This window comes from Tabrizicola sp. (assembly GCF_030694085.1).
In the GTDB taxonomy this organism is placed as follows: Bacteria; Pseudomonadota; Alphaproteobacteria; order Rhodobacterales; family Rhodobacteraceae; genus Tabrizicola.
Map to the genome: position 1 here is coordinate 74,440 of NZ_JAUXZE010000048.1, position 18,079 is coordinate 92,518.

20 protein-coding genes and 1 riboswitch are annotated in these 18,079 nt (G+C 65.9%); of the genes, 6 read left to right on the plus strand and 14 right to left on the minus strand.

Translation table 11 applies throughout. The features are described 5' to 3' along the window. Positions 1–62: 62 nt before the first annotated feature. Both Q8M85_RS12480 and Q8M85_RS12485 read left to right on the plus strand, forming a co-directional pair. Positions 63–977, plus strand: coding sequence for an alpha/beta hydrolase (locus Q8M85_RS12480; protein ID WP_305544972.1), 915 nt, complete (start codon positions 63–65; stop codon positions 975–977). Positions 978–1,222: 245 nt separating this feature from the next. Then, a complete protein-coding gene (locus Q8M85_RS12485; protein WP_305544975.1) occupies positions 1,223–1,381 on the plus strand; it encodes a DUF3309 family protein in 159 nt (52 codons plus the stop codon). 338 nt (positions 1,382–1,719) lie between these two features. On the opposite strand, the gene aroA is transcribed toward Q8M85_RS12485, so the two are convergent. Together aroA and Q8M85_RS12495 are read right to left on the minus strand one after the other, a co-directional pair. After that, the gene (aroA, locus tag Q8M85_RS12490; RefSeq protein WP_305544978.1) at positions 1,720–3,066 is read right to left on the minus strand and encodes a 3-phosphoshikimate 1-carboxyvinyltransferase; all 1,347 of its coding nucleotides are present in this window, start codon (positions 3,064–3,066) and stop codon (positions 1,720–1,722) included. Positions 3,067–3,173: 107 nt separating this feature from the next. Then, positions 3,174–3,860, minus strand: a complete 687-nt coding sequence (locus tag Q8M85_RS12495) for a tRNA (guanosine(46)-N(7))-methyltransferase TrmB (RefSeq protein WP_305544981.1) — start codon at positions 3,858–3,860, stop codon at positions 3,174–3,176. Between the two features lie 201 nt (positions 3,861–4,061). On the opposite strand from Q8M85_RS12495, the gene Q8M85_RS12500 reads away from it, so the two are divergent. Beyond that, complete coding sequence (locus Q8M85_RS12500; RefSeq protein ID WP_305544984.1) at positions 4,062–4,391, plus strand: GYD domain-containing protein; 330 nt, start codon at positions 4,062–4,064, stop codon at positions 4,389–4,391. Between the two features lie 38 nt (positions 4,392–4,429). Here Q8M85_RS12500 and metK read toward each other — a convergent pair whose 3' ends face one another. From metK to miaB, 8 genes are all read right to left on the minus strand, one after another. Further along, positions 4,430–5,596, minus strand: a complete 1,167-nt coding sequence (gene metK, locus Q8M85_RS12505; RefSeq protein ID WP_305544987.1) for a methionine adenosyltransferase — start codon at positions 5,594–5,596, stop codon at positions 4,430–4,432. A gap of 7 nt (positions 5,597–5,603) precedes the next feature. Next, a riboswitch (SAM-SAH riboswitch) is annotated at positions 5,604–5,652 on the minus strand. A gap of 10 nt (positions 5,653–5,662) precedes the next feature. After that, positions 5,663–7,159 carry an apolipoprotein N-acyltransferase gene (gene lnt / locus Q8M85_RS12510; RefSeq protein WP_305544990.1) on the minus strand — a complete coding sequence of 499 codons (1,497 nt, stop codon included), beginning with the start codon at positions 7,157–7,159 and terminating at the stop codon, positions 5,663–5,665. A gap of 3 nt (positions 7,160–7,162) precedes the next feature. Beyond that, entirely contained in the window at positions 7,163–8,044 is an 882-nt protein-coding gene (locus tag Q8M85_RS12515; protein WP_305544992.1) for a transporter associated domain-containing protein, read from the minus strand. 43 nt (positions 8,045–8,087) lie between these two features. Next, complete coding sequence (ybeY, locus tag Q8M85_RS12520) at positions 8,088–8,588, minus strand: rRNA maturation RNase YbeY (RefSeq protein WP_305544995.1); 501 nt, start codon at positions 8,586–8,588, stop codon at positions 8,088–8,090. A 169-nt stretch (positions 8,589–8,757) separates the two neighbouring features. Then, a complete protein-coding gene (locus tag Q8M85_RS12525; protein WP_305544998.1) occupies positions 8,758–9,771 on the minus strand; it encodes a PhoH family protein in 1,014 nt (337 codons plus the stop codon). Between the two features lie 206 nt (positions 9,772–9,977). Further along, complete coding sequence (locus tag Q8M85_RS12530) at positions 9,978–10,367, minus strand: hypothetical protein (RefSeq protein ID WP_305545001.1); 390 nt, start codon at positions 10,365–10,367, stop codon at positions 9,978–9,980. Between the two features lie 4 nt (positions 10,368–10,371). Continuing rightward, the gene (locus Q8M85_RS12535; RefSeq protein WP_305545003.1) at positions 10,372–10,962 is read right to left on the minus strand and encodes an OmpA family protein; all 591 of its coding nucleotides are present in this window, start codon (positions 10,960–10,962) and stop codon (positions 10,372–10,374) included. A gap of 155 nt (positions 10,963–11,117) precedes the next feature. Continuing rightward, positions 11,118–12,437 carry a tRNA (N6-isopentenyl adenosine(37)-C2)-methylthiotransferase MiaB gene (gene miaB / locus Q8M85_RS12540; RefSeq protein WP_305545005.1) on the minus strand — a complete coding sequence of 440 codons (1,320 nt, stop codon included), beginning with the start codon at positions 12,435–12,437 and terminating at the stop codon, positions 11,118–11,120. 118 nt (positions 12,438–12,555) lie between these two features. Between miaB and Q8M85_RS12545 the strand changes: the two genes are divergently transcribed. Both Q8M85_RS12545 and Q8M85_RS12550 read left to right on the plus strand, forming a co-directional pair. Further along, positions 12,556–13,425 carry a hypothetical protein gene (locus Q8M85_RS12545; RefSeq protein ID WP_305545008.1) on the plus strand — a complete coding sequence of 290 codons (870 nt, stop codon included), beginning with the start codon at positions 12,556–12,558 and terminating at the stop codon, positions 13,423–13,425. 106 nt (positions 13,426–13,531) lie between these two features. Next, positions 13,532–14,074 (plus strand): fasciclin domain-containing protein, encoded by a 543-nt coding sequence (locus Q8M85_RS12550; protein ID WP_305545011.1) that lies wholly within the window; start codon positions 13,532–13,534, stop codon positions 14,072–14,074. 39 nt (positions 14,075–14,113) lie between these two features. Here Q8M85_RS12550 and Q8M85_RS12555 read toward each other — a convergent pair whose 3' ends face one another. From Q8M85_RS12555 to Q8M85_RS12565, 3 genes are all read right to left on the minus strand, one after another. Further along, positions 14,114–14,935 carry a multiprotein-bridging factor 1 family protein gene (locus Q8M85_RS12555; protein ID WP_305545013.1) on the minus strand — a complete coding sequence of 274 codons (822 nt, stop codon included), beginning with the start codon at positions 14,933–14,935 and terminating at the stop codon, positions 14,114–14,116. Positions 14,936–15,271: 336 nt separating this feature from the next. Next, positions 15,272–15,682: an iron response transcriptional regulator IrrA gene (gene irrA, locus Q8M85_RS12560; protein WP_305545015.1), complete on the minus strand. Its 411-nt coding sequence runs from the start codon at positions 15,680–15,682 to the stop codon at positions 15,272–15,274. A gap of 70 nt (positions 15,683–15,752) precedes the next feature. Next, entirely contained in the window at positions 15,753–17,003 is a 1,251-nt protein-coding gene (locus Q8M85_RS12565; protein WP_305545018.1) for an MFS transporter, read from the minus strand. A gap of 88 nt (positions 17,004–17,091) precedes the next feature. Here Q8M85_RS12565 and fabA point away from each other — a divergent pair, with 88 nt between their 5' ends. After that, the gene (fabA, locus tag Q8M85_RS12570) at positions 17,092–17,601 is read left to right on the plus strand and encodes a bifunctional 3-hydroxydecanoyl-ACP dehydratase/trans-2-decenoyl-ACP isomerase (protein ID WP_305545021.1); all 510 of its coding nucleotides are present in this window, start codon (positions 17,092–17,094) and stop codon (positions 17,599–17,601) included. Positions 17,602–17,610: 9 nt separating this feature from the next. Here the strand turns inward: fabA and Q8M85_RS12575 are convergent, their stop codons facing one another. Beyond that, positions 17,611–17,994 (minus strand): hypothetical protein, encoded by a 384-nt coding sequence (locus Q8M85_RS12575; protein ID WP_305545023.1) that lies wholly within the window; start codon positions 17,992–17,994, stop codon positions 17,611–17,613. Between the last annotated feature and the right edge of the window lie 85 nt (positions 17,995–18,079).

Consider the following 18,079-nt stretch of genomic DNA (forward strand, 5'->3'; position numbering starts at 1 on the left):
ACCGCCTTCGCCCTTCCCCTCGCCCACCTGCCACCCCTACACTCCCCCAAAGGGAGCTTCCCATGACCCAGCCCGACTACCAGACCCTCATCGACGCCCCCACCTGGGCCTTCATTGAAAAAACCAACGCCTGCTACCCCGAGAACACCGCGACCCTCTCCATCGCGGACCAGCGGGCGATCTACGACCGGATGTGCGCGGCCTTCGACACCCCCTACCCGCCCGGAGTGACCTCCCACGACCACCCCATCGCCGGTGTCCCCTGCCGCATCTACCCGGGGAAACAGCCCACCGTCCTCTACCTCCACGGCGGAGGTTACGTGGTCGGCGGCCTCCACTCCCACGACGGGGTCTGCGCCGATATCCGCGCCGCAACAGGCCTGACCGTCGTCTCAGCCGACTACCGCCTCTCCCCGGAACACAAACACCCCGCCGCCTTCGACGACGCCTGCGCCGTAGCCCGCGCCTTGGCCGCCCAGGGCCCGCTGATCCTGGTCGGAGACAGCGCCGGGGCCAACCTCGCCGCCGCCACCTGCCACGCACTCCGAGGAAATCCACAGATCAAGGGACAGGTCCTGATCTACCCCGGCCTCGGCGGAGACCTGAACCAGGGCAGCTACCTGACCCACGCCCACGCCCCGATGCTGACCCGCGACGACGTCCTCTACTACAAGGACATCCGCCACGACGGTCCAGCCCCCGAAGGCGACCCCCGCGTCAGCCCGCTGCAGGATACCGACTTCACCGGACTGCCCCCAACGCTCGCAATCGCCGCCGAGTGTGATCCCTTGGCCGACGACGCCCGCGCCTATGCGACGAAGATCACCAAAGCCGGAGGCCGCGCCCACTGGGTCGTGGAACCTGGTCTCGTCCACGGTTACCTCCGCGCACGCCACTCGGTGCCCCGCGCGCAGCAGAGCTTTGCGCGGATAACCACCGCGATCAGCGCCTTCGTGGCAGAGAGTGGGACCGAGTAAGCTTGCCGCCCGACAGCTGCAGAAGGCTGCGCCAGACCGAAGCTCTGCCTTTTCCCTCGGGCAAAGCGGGGCGGGCAGCCGTAGGGTGGGCAGTCTGCCCACCGCCCGCGCAGGAAAGATGGACCTGATCTCATCGTTGAAACCGCGAGGTCGCCAAGCTCCACCACGTCGGAACCACCTCTTGCCCCCAGGCGTTCTTCCGCCGACCGGAGTTCCTTCCGGCTTCGAAGCGAAAGGCGCGACCCATGACTCTTGGCACCATCCTGCTTATCATCCTTGTTCTCCTCCTGGTCGGCGCGTTGCCGAACTGGGGATACTCCCGGTCCTGGGGCTATGGCCCTTCGGGCGTGGTCGGGGTGCTTCTTGTGATCCTGCTGATCCTGGTCCTGATGGGACGCGTCTGACGCGGACCCAAAGCTGCAACGCCCCGGACGGGCGCGCCCTTCCGGCGTGCCCGTTCTGGCGGGCCGGGCCGGCGCCGGGTCGGACTGGCAAACCTTAACGCCCTCCTAACGCCCGCGACTAACAGTTTGTAATCATTGGATACATGCGGCGTGTCCACCGTGGACACCCCTCAGGGACCCGCACTGGGAACCGCCCCGCCGCGGCCTGCGTTGTCCGGGCAACCAACCATCCGAAGGAGACACCCATGAAAGGCGCCCTTGCCTGGCTGATCGGCATCCCGATCCCGATCATCATCATCCTCTACCTGCTTGACGTTTTCTAAGCAGGCGGGCCGAGGTCAGCCCCGCTCGATCTCGGCCCCAAGGCTCCGCATCAGCCCCTCGAAGACCGGGAACGAGGTCTGGATCGGCGAGCCATCGTCCACGCCCACCGCAGCCTTCGCGGCCAGCCCGCAGACCAGGAACGACATCGCGATCCGGTGGTCGATGTGGGTCGCACAGGTCGCCCCACCCGGCACTCCGCCTGGCCCCATCCCGTGCACGATCAGCGTGTCCTCGTCCTCCTCGATCCGCACTCCGCAGGCCTCCAGGCCGCGGGCCATCGCGTCGATCCGGTCGCTCTCCTTGACCCGGAGTTCCTTCACGCCCCGCATGACGGTTTTCCCCGTCGCGAAGGCGGCCACCACGGACAGCACCGGATATTCGTCGATCATCGAGGGCGCCCGCTCTGGCGGCACTTCGATCCCCTTCAGGTTGCCACTGAACCGGACCCGAAGGTCGGCCACCGGCTCGCCGCCCTCTTCACGGGGGTCCTGGAACTCGATCTCGGCGCCCATCTCGACCAGCGTCAGGTAAAGCCCGTTCCGGGTCAGGTTCTGGCTGACGCCGGGCACCAGGATATCCGACCCCTCGATGATCAGTGCTGCACAGACCGGGAAAGCGGCACTGGACGGATCGCGCGGCACCGCCACGGTCTGCGGCCGCAGGTCCGGCTGGCCGGTCAGAGTGATGACGTGGCCCTCCGCTGTCTTCTCGACCGACAGTCTGGCCCCGAAACCCACCAGCATCCGCTCGGAATGATCCCGTGTCGGCTCCTTCTCGATCACCACCGTCTCGCCCGGAGCGTTCAGCCCGGCAAGCAGCACCGCCGACTTCACCTGGGCCGACGCGACAGGGAGCGCATAGCGCACCGGCACCGGGTTCGTCGCGCCGACGATGGTCATCGGCAGACGGCCCCCCTGACGGCCATAGGCGCGGGTGCCGAACAGCGACAGCGGGTCCGTCACGCGACCCATCGGGCGCTTGCGAAGCGAGGCGTCCCCGGTGAAGGTCGCCGTGATCGGCGTCGTCGCCATCGTCCCCATGATCAGCCGCGCGCCAGTGCCGGAATTACCGACGTCCAGCACATCCGCCGGCTCCTGAAAGCCGCCGACGCCAACGCCGTTCACGGTCCAGGCCCCCTCGCCATGCCGCGTCACCGTGGCCCCGAAGGCCCGCATCGCCTTGGCCGTGTCCAGCACGTCCTGACCTTCCAGCAACCCGGAGATCTTCGTCTCTCCCACCGCCATCGCGCCGAAGATGAGCGAGCGGTGCGAGATCGACTTGTCGCCCGGCACCGAGGCCACGCCCCTGAGCGGCCCCGACTTGCGGGATTTCATCGGTTGCGCTTCGCCGTGGCCGGACATCGTCGTCTCCCCTACAGGTTCCGGGATGCCTGATAGCGCAAGCGAAAGCCCCGCGCGACCCCGATTTCTGCAAAGAAATCGGACCGGAGATTTCGAAAACTTCGGGCCTAACCCCGCCGGAAGGTCAGGTAATGCGGCGCACGTCCCTCACGCAGGGCCTTCTGCTCATAGCGGGTGGACAGCCAATCGTCCCAGGCCCCGCCCGGGCCGGTCTGCGAGACCAGCGTGAACCCCGCCAAGGGCACCTCTTCAAGCGTCTGGCGGACGTAATCGGGGATGTCTGTCGCCACCCGGAACTCGGCACCCAACGCCATCTTGCGGGCCAGAGGCCCCAGGTATTCCGGCGTCACAAAGCGGCGGCGGTGGTGGCGGGCCTTTGGCCAGGGGTCGGGGTAGTTCAGAAAAACCTTGGTGAGGCAGCTGTCGGGCAACACGTCGAAGAGGTCGCGCACATCGCCGGGATGCAGCCAGAGGTTCGTCACCCCGGCCCCGCGGATCTTGCCCAACAGCATGGCGATGCCGTTCACGAAAGGCTCGGCCCCAAGGATGGTGACGTCGGGGTTCCGCGCGGCCATGTGGACCAGATGCTCGCCACCGCCAAAGCCGACCTCCAGCCACAGCGGACCCTTGGCAAAGCCAAGGTCCAGAGGGGACCGGGTGGGGTTCTCTTCGCGCGTGACATTGCGCAGGGTCAGAGGGCCAAGGTCCTCGGCAAGATAGTCCTTCTGGCTCGCGCGCAGGGTCTTGCCACGGATACGGCCATAGAAGTTGCGGCGGTCGCCGGTATCGGTCATGCAAAGGCCCCGCTGGTGTTCCGGGGCCTTCAAGCAGAGCGGGGCGCAAGGGTCAAGCCGAGCGTGCTGCCCACAGTTCTGCCGCGCGCACCGAGTGATATTCACATCCGGCAATACAATGCCGCGCAATCGTGATACCGTCCGTGCTGGCACCAGCCTGCAAGGCATCGGGCCATGCAGGTGTGCCAGGGAGGTGAACCAATGGCACGTTACATCGTCACTGGAAGCTATACCGCTGCGGCAATGAAAGGTCTCTTGGCCAAGCCATCGGACCGCGAGGCGGCAACGTCCGCACTGGTCGCGGCAGCGGGCGGAAAACTCCACTCGTTCTACATGACCACCGGGGATTGCGATTTTCTGATGATCACCGAGACCGACAATCTGCAGGACATGCTGGCCGCACTGATCGTGGCGGGGGCGTCCGGGTCCGTCTCTGGCCTGAAGACTGTTCAGGCGTTCTCGTCGGCCGAGTTCACGGCGGCGCAAAAGCGGGCTGGCGAGATCGCGCAGAAATACATGGCACCCGCCTGAAGACTTGCGCCGCCCGGGTCAGGGCGGCGCGTTCCCGATCAAACCGCCTTCTTCAACGCCTCGACAAGGTCCGTCCGTTCCCACGAAAAGCCGCCATCCGCATCCGGCGCGCGGCCGAAGTGGCCGTAGGCCGAAGTGCGGGCGTAGATCGGCCGATTCAGCTCCAGATGGGTGCGGATGCCGCGCGGGGTCAGGTCCATCACCTCGGCCACGGCCTTTTCGATCACCGCTTCGGGGACCTTGCCGGTGCCGTGGGTGTCGACGTAGATCGACAGCGGCTTGGCCACGCCGATGGCATAGGAGACCTGCAGCGTGCAGCGGTCGGCCAGCCCAGCGGCCACCACGTTCTTCGCCAGATAGCGCGCGGCATAGGCGGCCGAGCGGTCAACCTTGGTCGGGTCCTTGCCGGAAAACGCGCCGCCACCATGCGGGGCAGCACCACCATAGGTGTCGACAATGATCTTGCGCCCCGTGAGACCCGCGTCGCCGTCAGGCCCGCCGATCACGAAGGTCCCCGTGGGGTTCACGTGCCATTCGGTCTTCCGGGTGATCCAGCCGTCGGGCAGGACCTCGCGGATGTAGGGTTCGACGATCTTGCGGATGACCTTCGAGGTTTGCCGCTTGGAGGTGTGCTGCGTGGACAGCACGATGGACGTGACCTCGACCGGCTTGCCGTCGGCATAGCGCAGGGTCAGCTGGCTTTTCGCGTCCGGTCCCAGCGTGGGTTCCGCGCCGGATTTCCGCACTTCGGCCAAGCGGCGCAGGATCGCATGGGCATACTGGATCGGCGCGGGCATGTATTCCGCCGTCTCCAGCGTGGCATAGCCGAACATGATCCCCTGGTCGCCCGCACCATCCTTGTCGACGCCCTGCGCGATATGGGCGGACTGTTCGTGGATGTAGTTGTGGACCTTGATCTTGTCCCAGTGGAATTTCTTCTGCTCGTAGCCGATGTCCCGCACGCAGTCGCGGACGATGCCGTCGATCCGGCCCATCATCGCCTTGGTGGCCTCTTTCGACGACAGGCCCACCTCGCCGCCGACCACCACGCGGTTCGTGGTGGCGAAGGTTTCGCAGGCGACGCGGGCGTTGGGCTCTTCCTTCAGGAAGGCATCCAGGACGGCATCCGAGATGCGGTCGCAGACCTTGTCGGGGTGTCCCTCCGAGACGGACTCGGACGTGAAGACGTAATCTTTGCGGCTCATGAGGAAGTGCTCCGTTGGATGATCCCCGCCACGCCAGGAAGCCGTTGTGGCAGTTCAGGAAGCGCCTTAGACGGCGGGGGGCGGGGCGTCAATGGGAACCCGCCGCCGCCCGATCATCGCCAGAAGGGCGAGACCGGCCAGCAACAGCACCAGCGGCCCGTCGCCCCAGCGGGCATAGGGTGTCGGCGGCAGCGCACCGGGGATGCGGGTATCCAGCGCGTCCATCGTGGCGAACGGCAACTCCTGGATCACCCGGCCCCGTGCGTCCACGACCGCCGTCACCCCCGTATTCGCCACTCGGATCAGCGGCAGCCCCTGCTCGACGGCCCGCAGCCGCGCCTGATCGAAATGCTGGAACGGGCCGGTCCAGACGCCGAACCAGGCGTCGTTGGTGATCTGAAGCATCCAGTCGGCGCGTTCGGGCATCGCATTGACCTCGCGGGGAAAAATCGCCTCATAGCAGATCAGCGGCAGGACCTTGCCAAAGCGACCAAGGTCCAGGACCTGCGGACCCGGCCCGGCCGAATAGGTGTTGCCCGCCTGGGCCGCAAAGGCACGCAGCCCGAACCAGTCATAGGCCAGATCGCCGAAGGGGATGTATTCGCCGAAGGGCACCAGATGCGCCTTGTCGTATAACGCGGTCTGTTCCCCCTCGCCTTCCAGCACCCGCAGGCTGTTGTAAAAGCGCCCCGCTTCCTCGCGCTGGATGCCAAGCGCCACGGGCCGCCCACCGGACACCGCCACCACCATGTCGGCGACCTCGGGGCTGTATTCCAGCATGTAGGGCACGGCGGTTTCCGGCCAGATCGTCAGGTCGGCAGGGCCGCCCCTGGCCGTCAGGGTCAGCAGGCGGTCGAAGAACTCCTGCGCGCGGGCGGCTTCCCATTTCACCGATTGCTCGGCGTTGGGCTGGACCAGGCGCAGGGTCAAGTCACCCGGTTCCGGCAGGGGCTGGGCCAGGCGCCAGAGCCCGAAGCCAAGACCCGCCGCCAGCAGGACTGCCGATCCGGCAGCGCCGGGCCAGCGCCAGAGGACCGGCAGTGCAGCACCGAGAAGCGTGATCAGGCTCAGAACGGACGGGCCGCCCAGGGCCGCAAGCTGGTCCAGCGGCGTTCCGATCCAGACATGGCCCAGCATGGCCCAGGGAAAGCCGGTGAAGATCACCCCGCGCAGCCATTCCAGTGCCACGATGGCGACGGCAAAACCCAAGGCAGGCACCTTGACCAAGCGCGCCAGCAAGGCCGCCGCCGCCCAGAACAGGCCAAGCCCAAAGGCCAGCAGCACCACGGCGAAAGGGGCCATCCAACCGTGGCGGGCGATGTCGATCAGGAAGGGCTCGATGATCCAGTTGAGGCTCAGACCAAAGTAACCCGCCCCGGCCAGCCATCCGGTCAGAAAGGCTCCACGGCGGTTCTTCACCCGGTCCAGAAGCCAGACCAGGGCCGCCAGGGCTGCCAAGGTCGCCCACCAGAACCCCAGCGGAGCCTGGCCCAGCGCGGCAACCGCGCCCAAGCCGAAGGCCAAAGCACCTCGGCGCCTACCGGAAAGCCAGACCTCAGCCACGCATCACGCCGCGCCTTCGACCGGCACCCGGACCCGCAGCCGCTTGATCCGGCGCGGATCGGCATCGACGATCTCGAACTGGACGCCGCTTTCGTGCTCGATCACCTCGCCCCGCGCGGGAACCCGTCCCGAACGCAGGAACACCAGGCCGCCCAGCGTGTCGATCTCCTCGTCCTCTTCGGCCAGGCGCAGCGCGATGCCCAGTGCGGCCTCGATCTCTTCCAGAGGGGCTGTGGACTGCGCCAGGATCACGCCGGGCGCTTCCTCCTTCCACAGCGCACCCTCGTCCTCGTCATGTTCGTCCTCGATCTCGCCGATGACGGTCTCGATCAGGTCCTCGATGGTGACCAGACCGTCGACCCCGCCGTATTCGTCGATCACCAGCGCCATATGGACCCGCTCCTTCTGCATCTTCTGCAGAAGGACGCCCGTCGGCATCGAGGGCGGCGCATACAGGATCGGGCGCAGCAGCCGCTTCAGGCTGAACCGCCCCGAAGCCCCGAACCCGTGCTGCAGCGCCAGGTCCTTCAGCAGCACCAGGCCCTGCGGATGGTCCAGCGTGCCCTTGTAGACCGGGACGCGGCTGAAGCCATGTTCGCGGAAGACCTCGACCAGCTCGTCCTTGCCGATGTCCAGCGGCACGGCCACGATCTCGACCTTGGGGATCGCCACATCGTCCACCCGCATCCGGCGCAAGGCATGAAGCCCCTGCGACTGCGGCGGAGCGCCCGGCACGGCCTCGGTCGAGGCGGGCTCGGAAGCGGGGCTGAAAGCGGAAAGAAGCCGTCCGAAAAAGCCACGCTGGCCTTGATCAGAGGCGGGGTCATCGGTCATCCCGTCCAGCGCGCTCTGCGCTGCGGGAGACCCGTCGGTGCTACTGCCCATCGGTCCTTTGTCCAGAAAACCACCCGTTACGCGGATGCGGCCCCTAATATGGGTCACAAACCCCAAGGCTGGCAAGTATCCGCACTTCAAGTGCCTCCATGACGGCGGCATCTTCCGCTTCGATGTGATCATAGCCCAGAAGATGCAGGACACCGTGCACGATCAGATGGGTCACATGGTCCACCAGCGGCTTGCCCTGGTCCTCGGCCTCGCGGGCGCAGGTCTCGAAGGCGATGGCGATGTCGCCAAGGGGTTCGGGATCGTCGGTCGCCCCGGGCTCCGGCAATCGGGGAGCCTCGCCCGTGACCTTTGCACCGCGCTCTTCCGAGGGCCAGCTCAGGACGTTGGTCGGCGCGGGCTTGCCTCGGAAATCGGCGTTCAGGACCGAGATCCGGGCATCGTCACAGCCCATCAGGCTGATCACAAATCCCTCGATCGGCAGACCAAGCCCGGCCAGCGTCGCCTGCCCCGCGCGTTCGGCCAGCGCGGCCAGCCCGAAAGCCTCCCACCGCGCGTCCTCGATCCCTGTCTCGACAAGTTCCATGCCCGCGCCCTTAGCGCCGGTTCAAGCCTGACGCAAGCGCAGCCCAGCTTTCACCTGGCAGCAAATATCCTGGGGGTTTGGGGGCAAGGCCCCCATCGACCGAGGAGGAGGCGAAGCCCGACGACGAGACAAAAGCCTCGCGCGCCAGCGCTCCGCCTGAAACCCGGCGTCAGGTCGCCTCGTCCGCCTCGTAAGCCTCGATGATCCGGCCGACCAGCGGGTGACGCACCACGTCCTTCGAGGTGAAGTAGTTGAAACTGACGCCCTTCACCCCTTTCAGGATCCGTTCCGCATCCGCCAGACCGCTTGCCGTGCCGCGCGGCAGGTCGACCTGGGTCCGGTCGCCGGTGATGACCATGCGGCTGCCCTCGCCGAGGCGGGTCAGGAACATCTTCATCTGCATGGTGGTGGCGTTCTGCGCCTCGTCCAGCACGATGAAGGCGTTCGACAGCGTGCGGCCACGCATGAAGGCCAGCGGAGCGATCTCGATCCGCTTTTCCTGCATCAGCTTTTCCACCTGCTTGGCCGGCAGGAAGTCGTTCAGCGCGTCATAGAGCGGCTGCATGTAGGGATCGACCTTCTCCTTCGCGTCACCGGGCAGGAAGCCCAGCCGCTCGCCCGCCTCGACAGCGGGGCGCGACAGGATGATCTTCTCGACCGCGCCCGAGATGAACATCGTCACCCCCACGGCGACGGCCAGATAGGTCTTGCCCGTGCCCGCAGGCCCGATGCCGAAGCCCATCTCATGTTGGAAAAGGTTCGCGACATAGGCCTTCTGCGCCTCGGTCCTGGGCTCGATCGGCTTCTTGCGGGTGCGCAGTTCCATGCCGGTCGAGAAAAGCTCGATCTGTTCGGCGCTTTCCGAATCCGACGGCCGTCCCGACACGGGGCGGCCCATCCGCATCGCGCCGTCGATGTCGCCCGCAACCACGTTGCGTCCTGATTCAAGCCGGGCATAAAGCGACCGCAGCACGGCGGCCGCCTGCTCGCGCGCGCCTTTCTCGCCGATCACCGCCAGCCGGTTGCCGCGCCGAAGAATGTGCACCCCCATCTGGTGTTCGATCTGCGCGAGATTGCGGTCAAACTCGCCGCAAAGATCGATCAGCAATCGGTTGTCGGGAAATTCGAGGACGGTTTCCACGATGTCCTCGGCGGACGGGGGGGTCAGCGCGCTGATGCCCAAAGGGCGCTCCTTCTATCAAGGGCCACAGGGAAAGTTTGCAGCCGGACACGTCATCTGGCAAGCGAAACCACGTACAGACACAATTTGTTGCGTCACTTCCCGCACTTTTCATGACAACCGGCAAGGAAACGCGCAAAGAAGAAGCCCCGGCGCGGGGCCGGGGCTTTGAGGGCAACCTCAATGATCAGCGACGATGCGCGAAACGCCTAGCGCGGCACGTAGTCAGGCCCCGGAGCGGTCGAGGTTTCATAGGGGCCAAGCACGGTTCCCGGCGGGTACTTGCCATCGCAGATCGGCAGACCCGTCGCCGGATCGAAACGCGGCGAGGAATAGCCCTCCACCCCGTCATCGATGATCCAGACCTGGCAGCCATCGGGATCATAGGCAATCGCCGCTTCGCCGTCGATCAACCCCGGGTCGTCATCGGCCCCGGAGTCCGAGGCCTTGGCGATCACCGAATCGGGTCCGCTATAGCGCTGGACGTCCTCGAAGAACTCTCCGCTGGCACAGCCCGACAGGCCGAAGGCCAGCACGGGCAAAAGCGCAAGACGTCTTGCCGGGCCGGAGGTCGTTGCTGGTTTCTCTGCAAGTCTCATCTGGTTAACCCTTCTTGCAGAGCACTTCGACGCGGCGGTTCTTCGCCATGCCCTCGGCCGTCGCGTTCGAGGCCACAGGCTGGCTTTCCCCGGCGCCGGTCACCGTTTCCACCACCGCGCCGACCGATTGCGCGACCGCCGCCACCGCCTGTGCCCGCGCTTCGGACAGACCTTGATTGTAGTCGTCCGAGCCGCGGCTGTCGGTATGACCGACAACGCTGTAGGAGTAGGCTTCGGTCTGGCGGAAGTAGTCCTCCAGCTTGGCGCGTCCGGTTGCCGTCAGGGTGGCGCTGGCCGTGGCGAAATAGGCGTCGGCGCTTTCGGTCAGGCAGCTTGTCTGCTTCATGCAGACCGGCTTGCCGGTCTTGGGATCGCGCCGGGGCACCATATACCCCTCGGTCCCGCCATCGGCCCACCAGTGCTGGCAGCCATCGGCATCAACCCAAAGTCCCCAATCGATCTTGCCACTGATGACGGGTTCCTGCGCCAGCGCCATCGACCCGGCCCCGATACTGGCAAAAACACCTGCCCCGATACTTGCTACGGAAACGGCTGCAACCAGCCGATGCCGAAACACGCCCCCCAAGTTAAGCAATGCCGCCACTCCTTCACACACCCTGCCGAGTCCTCGGTCTTGTTGGGGCCAATAAAGCAGAACAAATCGGTTCGCGAGAAGGAAATCCGCAGACCGGGCAAGGTTATCCCCAGGCAAATGAGAAGAATTTCCGCAGACCGGCCATTCTGCAACAGTCAGATCGGCCCCGAAAGCGGTTCAGCCGCCAGGGAATTGGTCGACGAGCCGGTGATCCGCACCTGCATCAGCTGTCCCACGCGACCCTCGGGGTGCTGGACATGGACCGCGTGCAGATGGTCGGACTTGCCCACCATCTGACCCTCGCGCCGGCCAGGTTTTTCATAAAGCACCTGCACCTCGCGGCCGACCATCGTGTCCTGCACGGCGCGCTGCTGCGCCGTGATCAGGGCCTGCAACTCTTGCAGCCGGGCGTCGGCGATGTCGGCCGGGACCGGGGTCTTCTCGGCTGCCGGGGTCCCGGGGCGGGCTGAATACTTGAAGCTGAAGGCTGCGCCGAACCCCACGGCGCGGATCAGGTCCAGCGTCGCCTGGTGATCGGCATCGGTCTCGCCCGGGAAGCCCACGATGAAGTCCGAGGACAAAAGAATATCCGGCCGCGCTGCCCGGATACGCTCGATCAGGCGCAGATACTGCTCGGCCGTGTGCTTGCGGTTCATCGCCTTCAGGATGCGGTCCGATCCCGACTGCACCGGCAGATGCAGGTAGGGCATCAGCTGCGGCAGATCGCCATGCGCGGCGACCAGGTCGTCTTCCATGTCGTTCGGGTGGCTGGTCGTGTAGCGCAGCCGCGCCAGACCCTCGATCCTGGCCAGTTCGCGCAACAGCCGCGCCAGGCCCCAGGCGCCACCCGGACCGTCGCCGTGGTACGCGTTGACGTTCTGCCCCAGAAGCGTGATCTCGCGCACGCCTTGCGCAACCAGCCCCCGCGCTTCGTCCAGCAGGCGCGCGACCGGGCGGCTGACCTCGGACCCGCGGGTATAGGGGACCACGCAGAAGGCGCAGAACTTGTCGCAGCCCTCTTGCACGGTCAGGAAGGCCGTCGGCCCGCGCAAGGACTTGCGTTCGGGCAGTTGGCTGAACTTGTCTTCGACCGGGAAGTCGGTGTCGACCAGGCGCCCACCCGCCTCGACCATCTGTGGCAGGCGGTGATAGGCCTGCGGGCCGACCACCAGGTCCACCACGGACGAGCGGCGCAGGATCTCTTCGCCCTCGGCCTGGGCGACGCAGCCTGCCACGCCGACCTTCATCCCGGGCTTTGCCACCTTCAATGCGCGCAGGCGGCCAAGGTCGGAATACAGCTTCTCGGAGGCCTTTTCGCGGATGTGGCAGGTGTTCAGCAGGACCATGTCCGCCTCTTCCACCACATCCGTCGCAACATAGCCCTTGGCGCCCAGGGCTTCGGCCATGCGCTCGCTGTCATAGACGTTCATCTGGCAGCCGTAGGTCTTGACGAACAGCTTCTTAACTTCGGTCATGCAAGGTCTCCGGGATGGCGGCTTCTACCCTACCTTGGCCCCCGCCTCAACGCCCATGCGCCCTTGCATCGCGGGCAGGGATCGTCGAATTTGCCGCGCGACCCGGACCGGACACCTCATGCGCCATTCCAGCCTTTCCAGCTTCCTCGATCGCCAGCAGGGCAGTGCTGGTGACGGCCTCCTGTCGCTGGTCCTGGCCGAGGATGACGTCGAGCTGACCTCCACCCTGGCGCATCAACTGAAATGCGGCTTCCGCCATGTGGTCCTGCTGGCCCCCGACGGCGTGCAGATCGCCGCAGAGCTGGAGGAGAAGGTCCACATCGTCCGCCACGACGTCTTTGCCGAAGGCGCGCTGGTCGCGGCGGTGAACCAGGTCATTGCGGCCCTGCCCGGCACATGGCTGCACTACTGCCACAACGCCGAATACCTGTTCTTCCCGTTCTGCGAGACCAGGACTGTCCGCGAGATGCTGGCCTTCCACGCCGAAGAACGGCGCGACGCCATGCTGACCTATGTCGTTGACCTTTACGCCGGGGACCTGGGCGCCGCCCCCAACGCCGTGTCGATCACCGACGCCTGGCTGGACCGCAGCGGCTATTACGCGCTGGCCCGCCAGGACCCCGGCAACGAATGGCAGCCGAAGGAACGCCAGCTGGATTTCTTCGGCGGCCTGCGCTGGCGGTTCGAGGAGCATATCCCCTTCGGCAAGCGCAGGATCGACCGCATCTCGCTGTTCAAGGCCAAGCCAGGCGTGATGTTGCTGCCCGACTTCACCCTGTCCGAGCCAGAGATGAACACCTATTCCTGCCAGTGGCACCACAACCTGACAGCGGCTGTCTGTTCCTTCCGCACGGCGAAGGCGCTGCGCACCAACCCCGGCTCGCGCCACGCGATCCCCACCTTCCGCTGGCCGAATTCGGTCCCTTTCACCTGGCAGAGCCAGCAGTTGATGGACCTGGGCCTGATGGAGCCGGGCCAGTGGTTCTGACCGCTCACGAAGCCGTGAACCCAGCCCCGAAACTTCGGCTCTGAAGCCTCCGTTCCTTGGATCATGACAGCCGGATGGGCCGGCTGGAACCTGGAACGGAGCTACCATGTCCCTTAAGTCGATCCTTGGCGCTGCAGCACTGGCTGCACTGGCCTCCACCGCATTTGCTGCAAACCCCGATGTCGGCGGCGCGCCGATGTTCGAGACGAAGACCATCGTCGAGAATGCCGTGAACTCGAAGGACCACACCACCCTGGTGGCTGCCGTCACGGCCGCGGGTCTGGTCGATGCGCTGATGAGCGACGGCCCCTTCACCGTCTTCGCCCCGGTGAACGACGCCTTTGCCGCCCTGCCCGCCGGGACGGTCGAGACGCTCTTGAAGCCCGAGAACAAGGACATGCTTGCCAAGATCCTGACCGCCCATGTGGTCGCGGGCGACCTGAAACTGGCAGATCTGCGCGCCAAGGTGGGCGCGGATGGCTACGCGAACCTCAAGACCCTGTCGGGCGACGCGCTGTCGGTCCGCTTTCGGGGCGACACCGCGATGATCTATTCGGAATCGAAGAACATCGGGCGGATCACCATCGGCGACGTCGACCAGTCGAACGGTGTGATCCACGTGATCGATACGGTGATGGTGCCGAAGTAAGCCCGCACACCGCCTCGGGCGGGGGAAGCCCCGCCCGATCTATGGCTCCTCGCCCGTGGCAAAGGGCACCTGCATTAGCGGCCCCGCCCCCAGCACGCGCCGCACCGACGCGGGTGCTTCGGAGGGATCGATCAGTGGCGGCAGTCGGCAATCCAGCAGATGCGCCCGCAGGTCCTCGCCCGCCTCTCCGGTCAGGTCACGCTGGCGCACCAGAACCACGGGCGAGGCGGTAGGGACCAGCATCCCCTCGGCAGGACCGGACAGGATGCCGGTGATGAAGCGCGCCTTCGGCTGCTGGCCCGCGTTCAGGACCAGAAAGGCCATCGCCTCGAAGCGTTCCTCCGCCAGCACCAGATACATCCGGTTCAGCATCAGAAGCGCCCAGCCCTGGAAGGCAAAGCCCTCGGCCCCATAGCGCGCCTCGATCAACCCATCGACCGGGCGCAGCATCATCGCCATCCGGGCGATCCGGTCGGGCTGGCTGAACGACCGATAGTACATCAGGTAGGACCCGACATACTCCACCCCGCGCCGTCCGGTTTCGCGTCGGGCCGACTCCAGCACGCCAAAGGGAATCGTCAGGCTTTGCCCCGGCTCAGGCTGGGAGGCCACGGGCTGCACCAGGGCGCGGAATTGGGCGGCCGGGGCCTCGAAAGCCAAAACGGTGAAGCCCGGCAATCCTTGCGCCAGAACGCCCGCAATCCGCGACAGGTTGTGCTGCGTCGGCCGGACCCGCCCCGCAAGCCAGCGCGAGACGACGGACTTGTCCACGCCCACTGCCGCCCCCAGCGCCGCCGGAGAGATGTTTGCCTGCTTCAGCGCCAGCCGCAGCCGGCCCGCGAAGTCTTCGGGAATCTCCATCGCCCACCTCCCGTGCAACCAGATGCAACGGACCGCACGTCAACGCAACCTCTGACCTTGCGTTGCAACTGTGCGCGAAGGGCTGCGCATGGCAAACCTGACGCAGCGTCAATTACCGGCGCCCGACCCCAGATTGTTGTCCAAAGCCCTTTGCCAACAGGTTACAGATCAGGACCTTTTCCCCGACCACCGCACGGCGCATCAGCGCCGCAGACACGCCGGGCTGCCGACGTCTTCCCCTCGAAAGCTTCGCCCGGCGTGTCGCTGCGGATCGGCCTGGCCCAGCCGGAGGTGGGCCGCGAAAGGCCGCAGTTTCGGAAAGCGGTCGAGGGAGTCTCAGGCCTTGCGCAGGCGGATCACGACGTCGACGCGGCTGACCGCCATGCCCTGGGGCACCTTCGGCAGTTGCGCGATCTCCAGTTCTTCGGCCGGGGCGTCGGTCAGGGAATGGCTGTCTTCCCAGTAGAAATGCGGGTGGTCATCGGTGCGGGTGTCGAAATAGCTTTTCGAGCCATCGACCACGACCTCGTTCATCAGGCCCGCCTCGCAGAAGGCCCGCAGCGTGTTGTAGACAGTCGCAAGGCTGACCTTCTCGCCTGCATCGGCAGACAGCGCATACAGGCTTTCGGCGGTGACATGCCGGTTCATCCCGTCGCCGACCAGAAGTTCCGCCAACGCAAGCCGCTGCCGCGTGGGGCGCAGGCCCCCCGCCTTCAGCCAGTCTGCACTGCGTTCCGTGCCGGTCAATGCCCGCCCCCTGAAATCCCCTTTGATATAGGGGCGCAAACCCGACAGTTTCAATGCGGAATCGACCGGATCACCGGGAAATCCCCGCAAATCCGCGTGCGATTGCCCTCCAGACCGCCAAAGTCAGCACCAGTGACCCGATTGCCGCGAACCAGAACGGCGCGATCAAAGCCTGCCCGCGCGACAGGCCAAGCTCGGCCAGACTTACGATCGCCCCCGACAGCACCAGTCCCACCGGAATCATCCCCCAGGCCAGTAGCCGATACAGACTGTTCACCCGCCCCATGATCGCATTGGGGATCATCCGTTGCCGCGTGCTGACCGAGACGACGTTCCACACCAGCCCGGCAAACTCCATCGCAGCGAAAGCCAGGGCCACCGTCACGGGTCCCGGAGCCAAGGCAATGGCTGCAAATCCCAGCGGAGAAGCAACCATTGCCCAGCGCATCGTCCTGACTGGACCCAGGGCGCCCACAATCCGTTCGCCCAGAAGGCTGCCTGCGATTCCACCCACCGCCCCGCCCGCCAGCATCAGCCCATAGGTCGCAGCCGAAAGCCCCAGATTTTCCTGCGTGTGCAGCACCAGCGCAATCATCATCATATTGTGGAACAGGTTCCAGAACCCCGTCGTCCAGGCCAGCGTCTTCAACAAGGGCCGCCCGCGCAGGAAAGCGAAACCCTCGCGGATCTCGGTCTTCCAGCCACGCTTATCCGTCCGCTCGACCTTGAACGAACCAGCCAGCCCCGCCACCAACAGCATCGCCAGCCCGTAAGCCACCGCGTTCAGCCCGAACGCCAGCGGCAGCCAAAGCCCGATCAGAAAAGCCCCCAGCGCCGGGCCGATCAGCGCGTTTGTCAGAAGCTCCGCGCTCCACAACTGGCCGTTCGCCCGTTCCAGCTGGTCAGGAGGGACCAGCGACGGAAGCATGGTCTGTGCGGCATTGTCGCGAAAGACCTCGGCCCCACCGACCACCAGGGCCGCCACGACCAGCGCCAGATACAGCCCCGGGGACGACACGCCTTCGCTGGGCGCGCTGTCCAGCGGCAGCGCCAGCCACAGGGCCACCGCCGCCCCCAGAAAGGCCAGCGCCCGCACCGCGTCCATGCCCAGGATCAGCCGCCGCCGGTCCACCCGGTCCGTCACCAGCCCGGCGGGCAGCGCCAGCAGCGCCCAGGGCAGACGCAGCGCCACTGGCACCAGCGCGACAAGCAGCGCATCCCGCGTCAGCAGCGATGCGATCCAGCCCCAGGCCACAACGGCAATCCCGTCCGCCAGGTTGGTCATCCCGCTTGCGGTGATGAACCGCTGCAACGCCGTCATGTCCACGCCCTCTTTGCCGCGCCAGACTTGCCACCCTTCACCACCCAATGCTAGGGAGGGCGAAGGGGATCACGGGGAGACACAAGGGATGGCGTCCTATCCGACAAGCTTCGACAAGGAAGCGCTTCTGGCCTGTTCGCGCGGGGAGCTCTTCGGCCCCGGCAACGCCCAGCTTCCCGCGCCCCCTATGCTGATGATGGACCGGATCACCGACATTTCGGAAGACCGGGGCGAGCATGGCAAGGGCCATGTCGTCGCCGAGTTCGACATCACCCCGGACCTGTGGTTCTTCGACTGCCACTTCCCCGGCAACCCGATCATGCCGGGTTGCCTTGGGCTGGACGGGCTTTGGCAGCTGACCGGCTTCAACCTGGGCTGGCGCGGCTGGCAGGGGCGCGGCTATGCGCTTGGCGTGGGCGAGGTGAAGCTGACAGGCATGGTCCGCCCGGACCGTAAGAAGCTGACGTATTACGTCGACTTCACCAAGGCCCTGCAGACCCGCCGCCTGACGATGGGCGTCGCCGACGGGCGGGTCGAAGCGGATGGCGAGGTGATCTACCTCGTCAAGGACATGAAGGTCGCGCTCAGCGAGGCATAAGGTCGGCGGCTACCAGGAATTGACGCCAAGCATCTTGTCGCCGTTGTAAACCTCGACCGAAGTGTCCGAGGTCTTGACCCAGGTCTCGCAGACCTCTTTCCCACCGTCGAGATCGGTCCAGGTGCGGCAGAACTTGCCATCCTTAATCGCCCAGGTCCCCGCGATGGACAGCTTGTTGCCATTGTCCATCTTGGCGCCGCCCGTGGCAGTTCCATCGGCCTCCAAGGCAAGCTCGCCCGTGTAACCCATCCCCGCGCCACCCAGCGTCAGGGTGACCCCATCCGCGGTCAGGGCAGTCAATTCCTCGGTGGTCATCGGCGTGCCGTCCTGCGCAAAGGCACCTTGAAGTGCGGCGAACGAGATCAGCACGGTCGAAATCAGGCGATTCAACATTCCTGGAACTCCTTGCAAGCAGGGTGCCGGACAAATGCTCCGGCCCGGAAAGATTTCCTGCCAGCTCGATTGCGGTCAAGCCTTC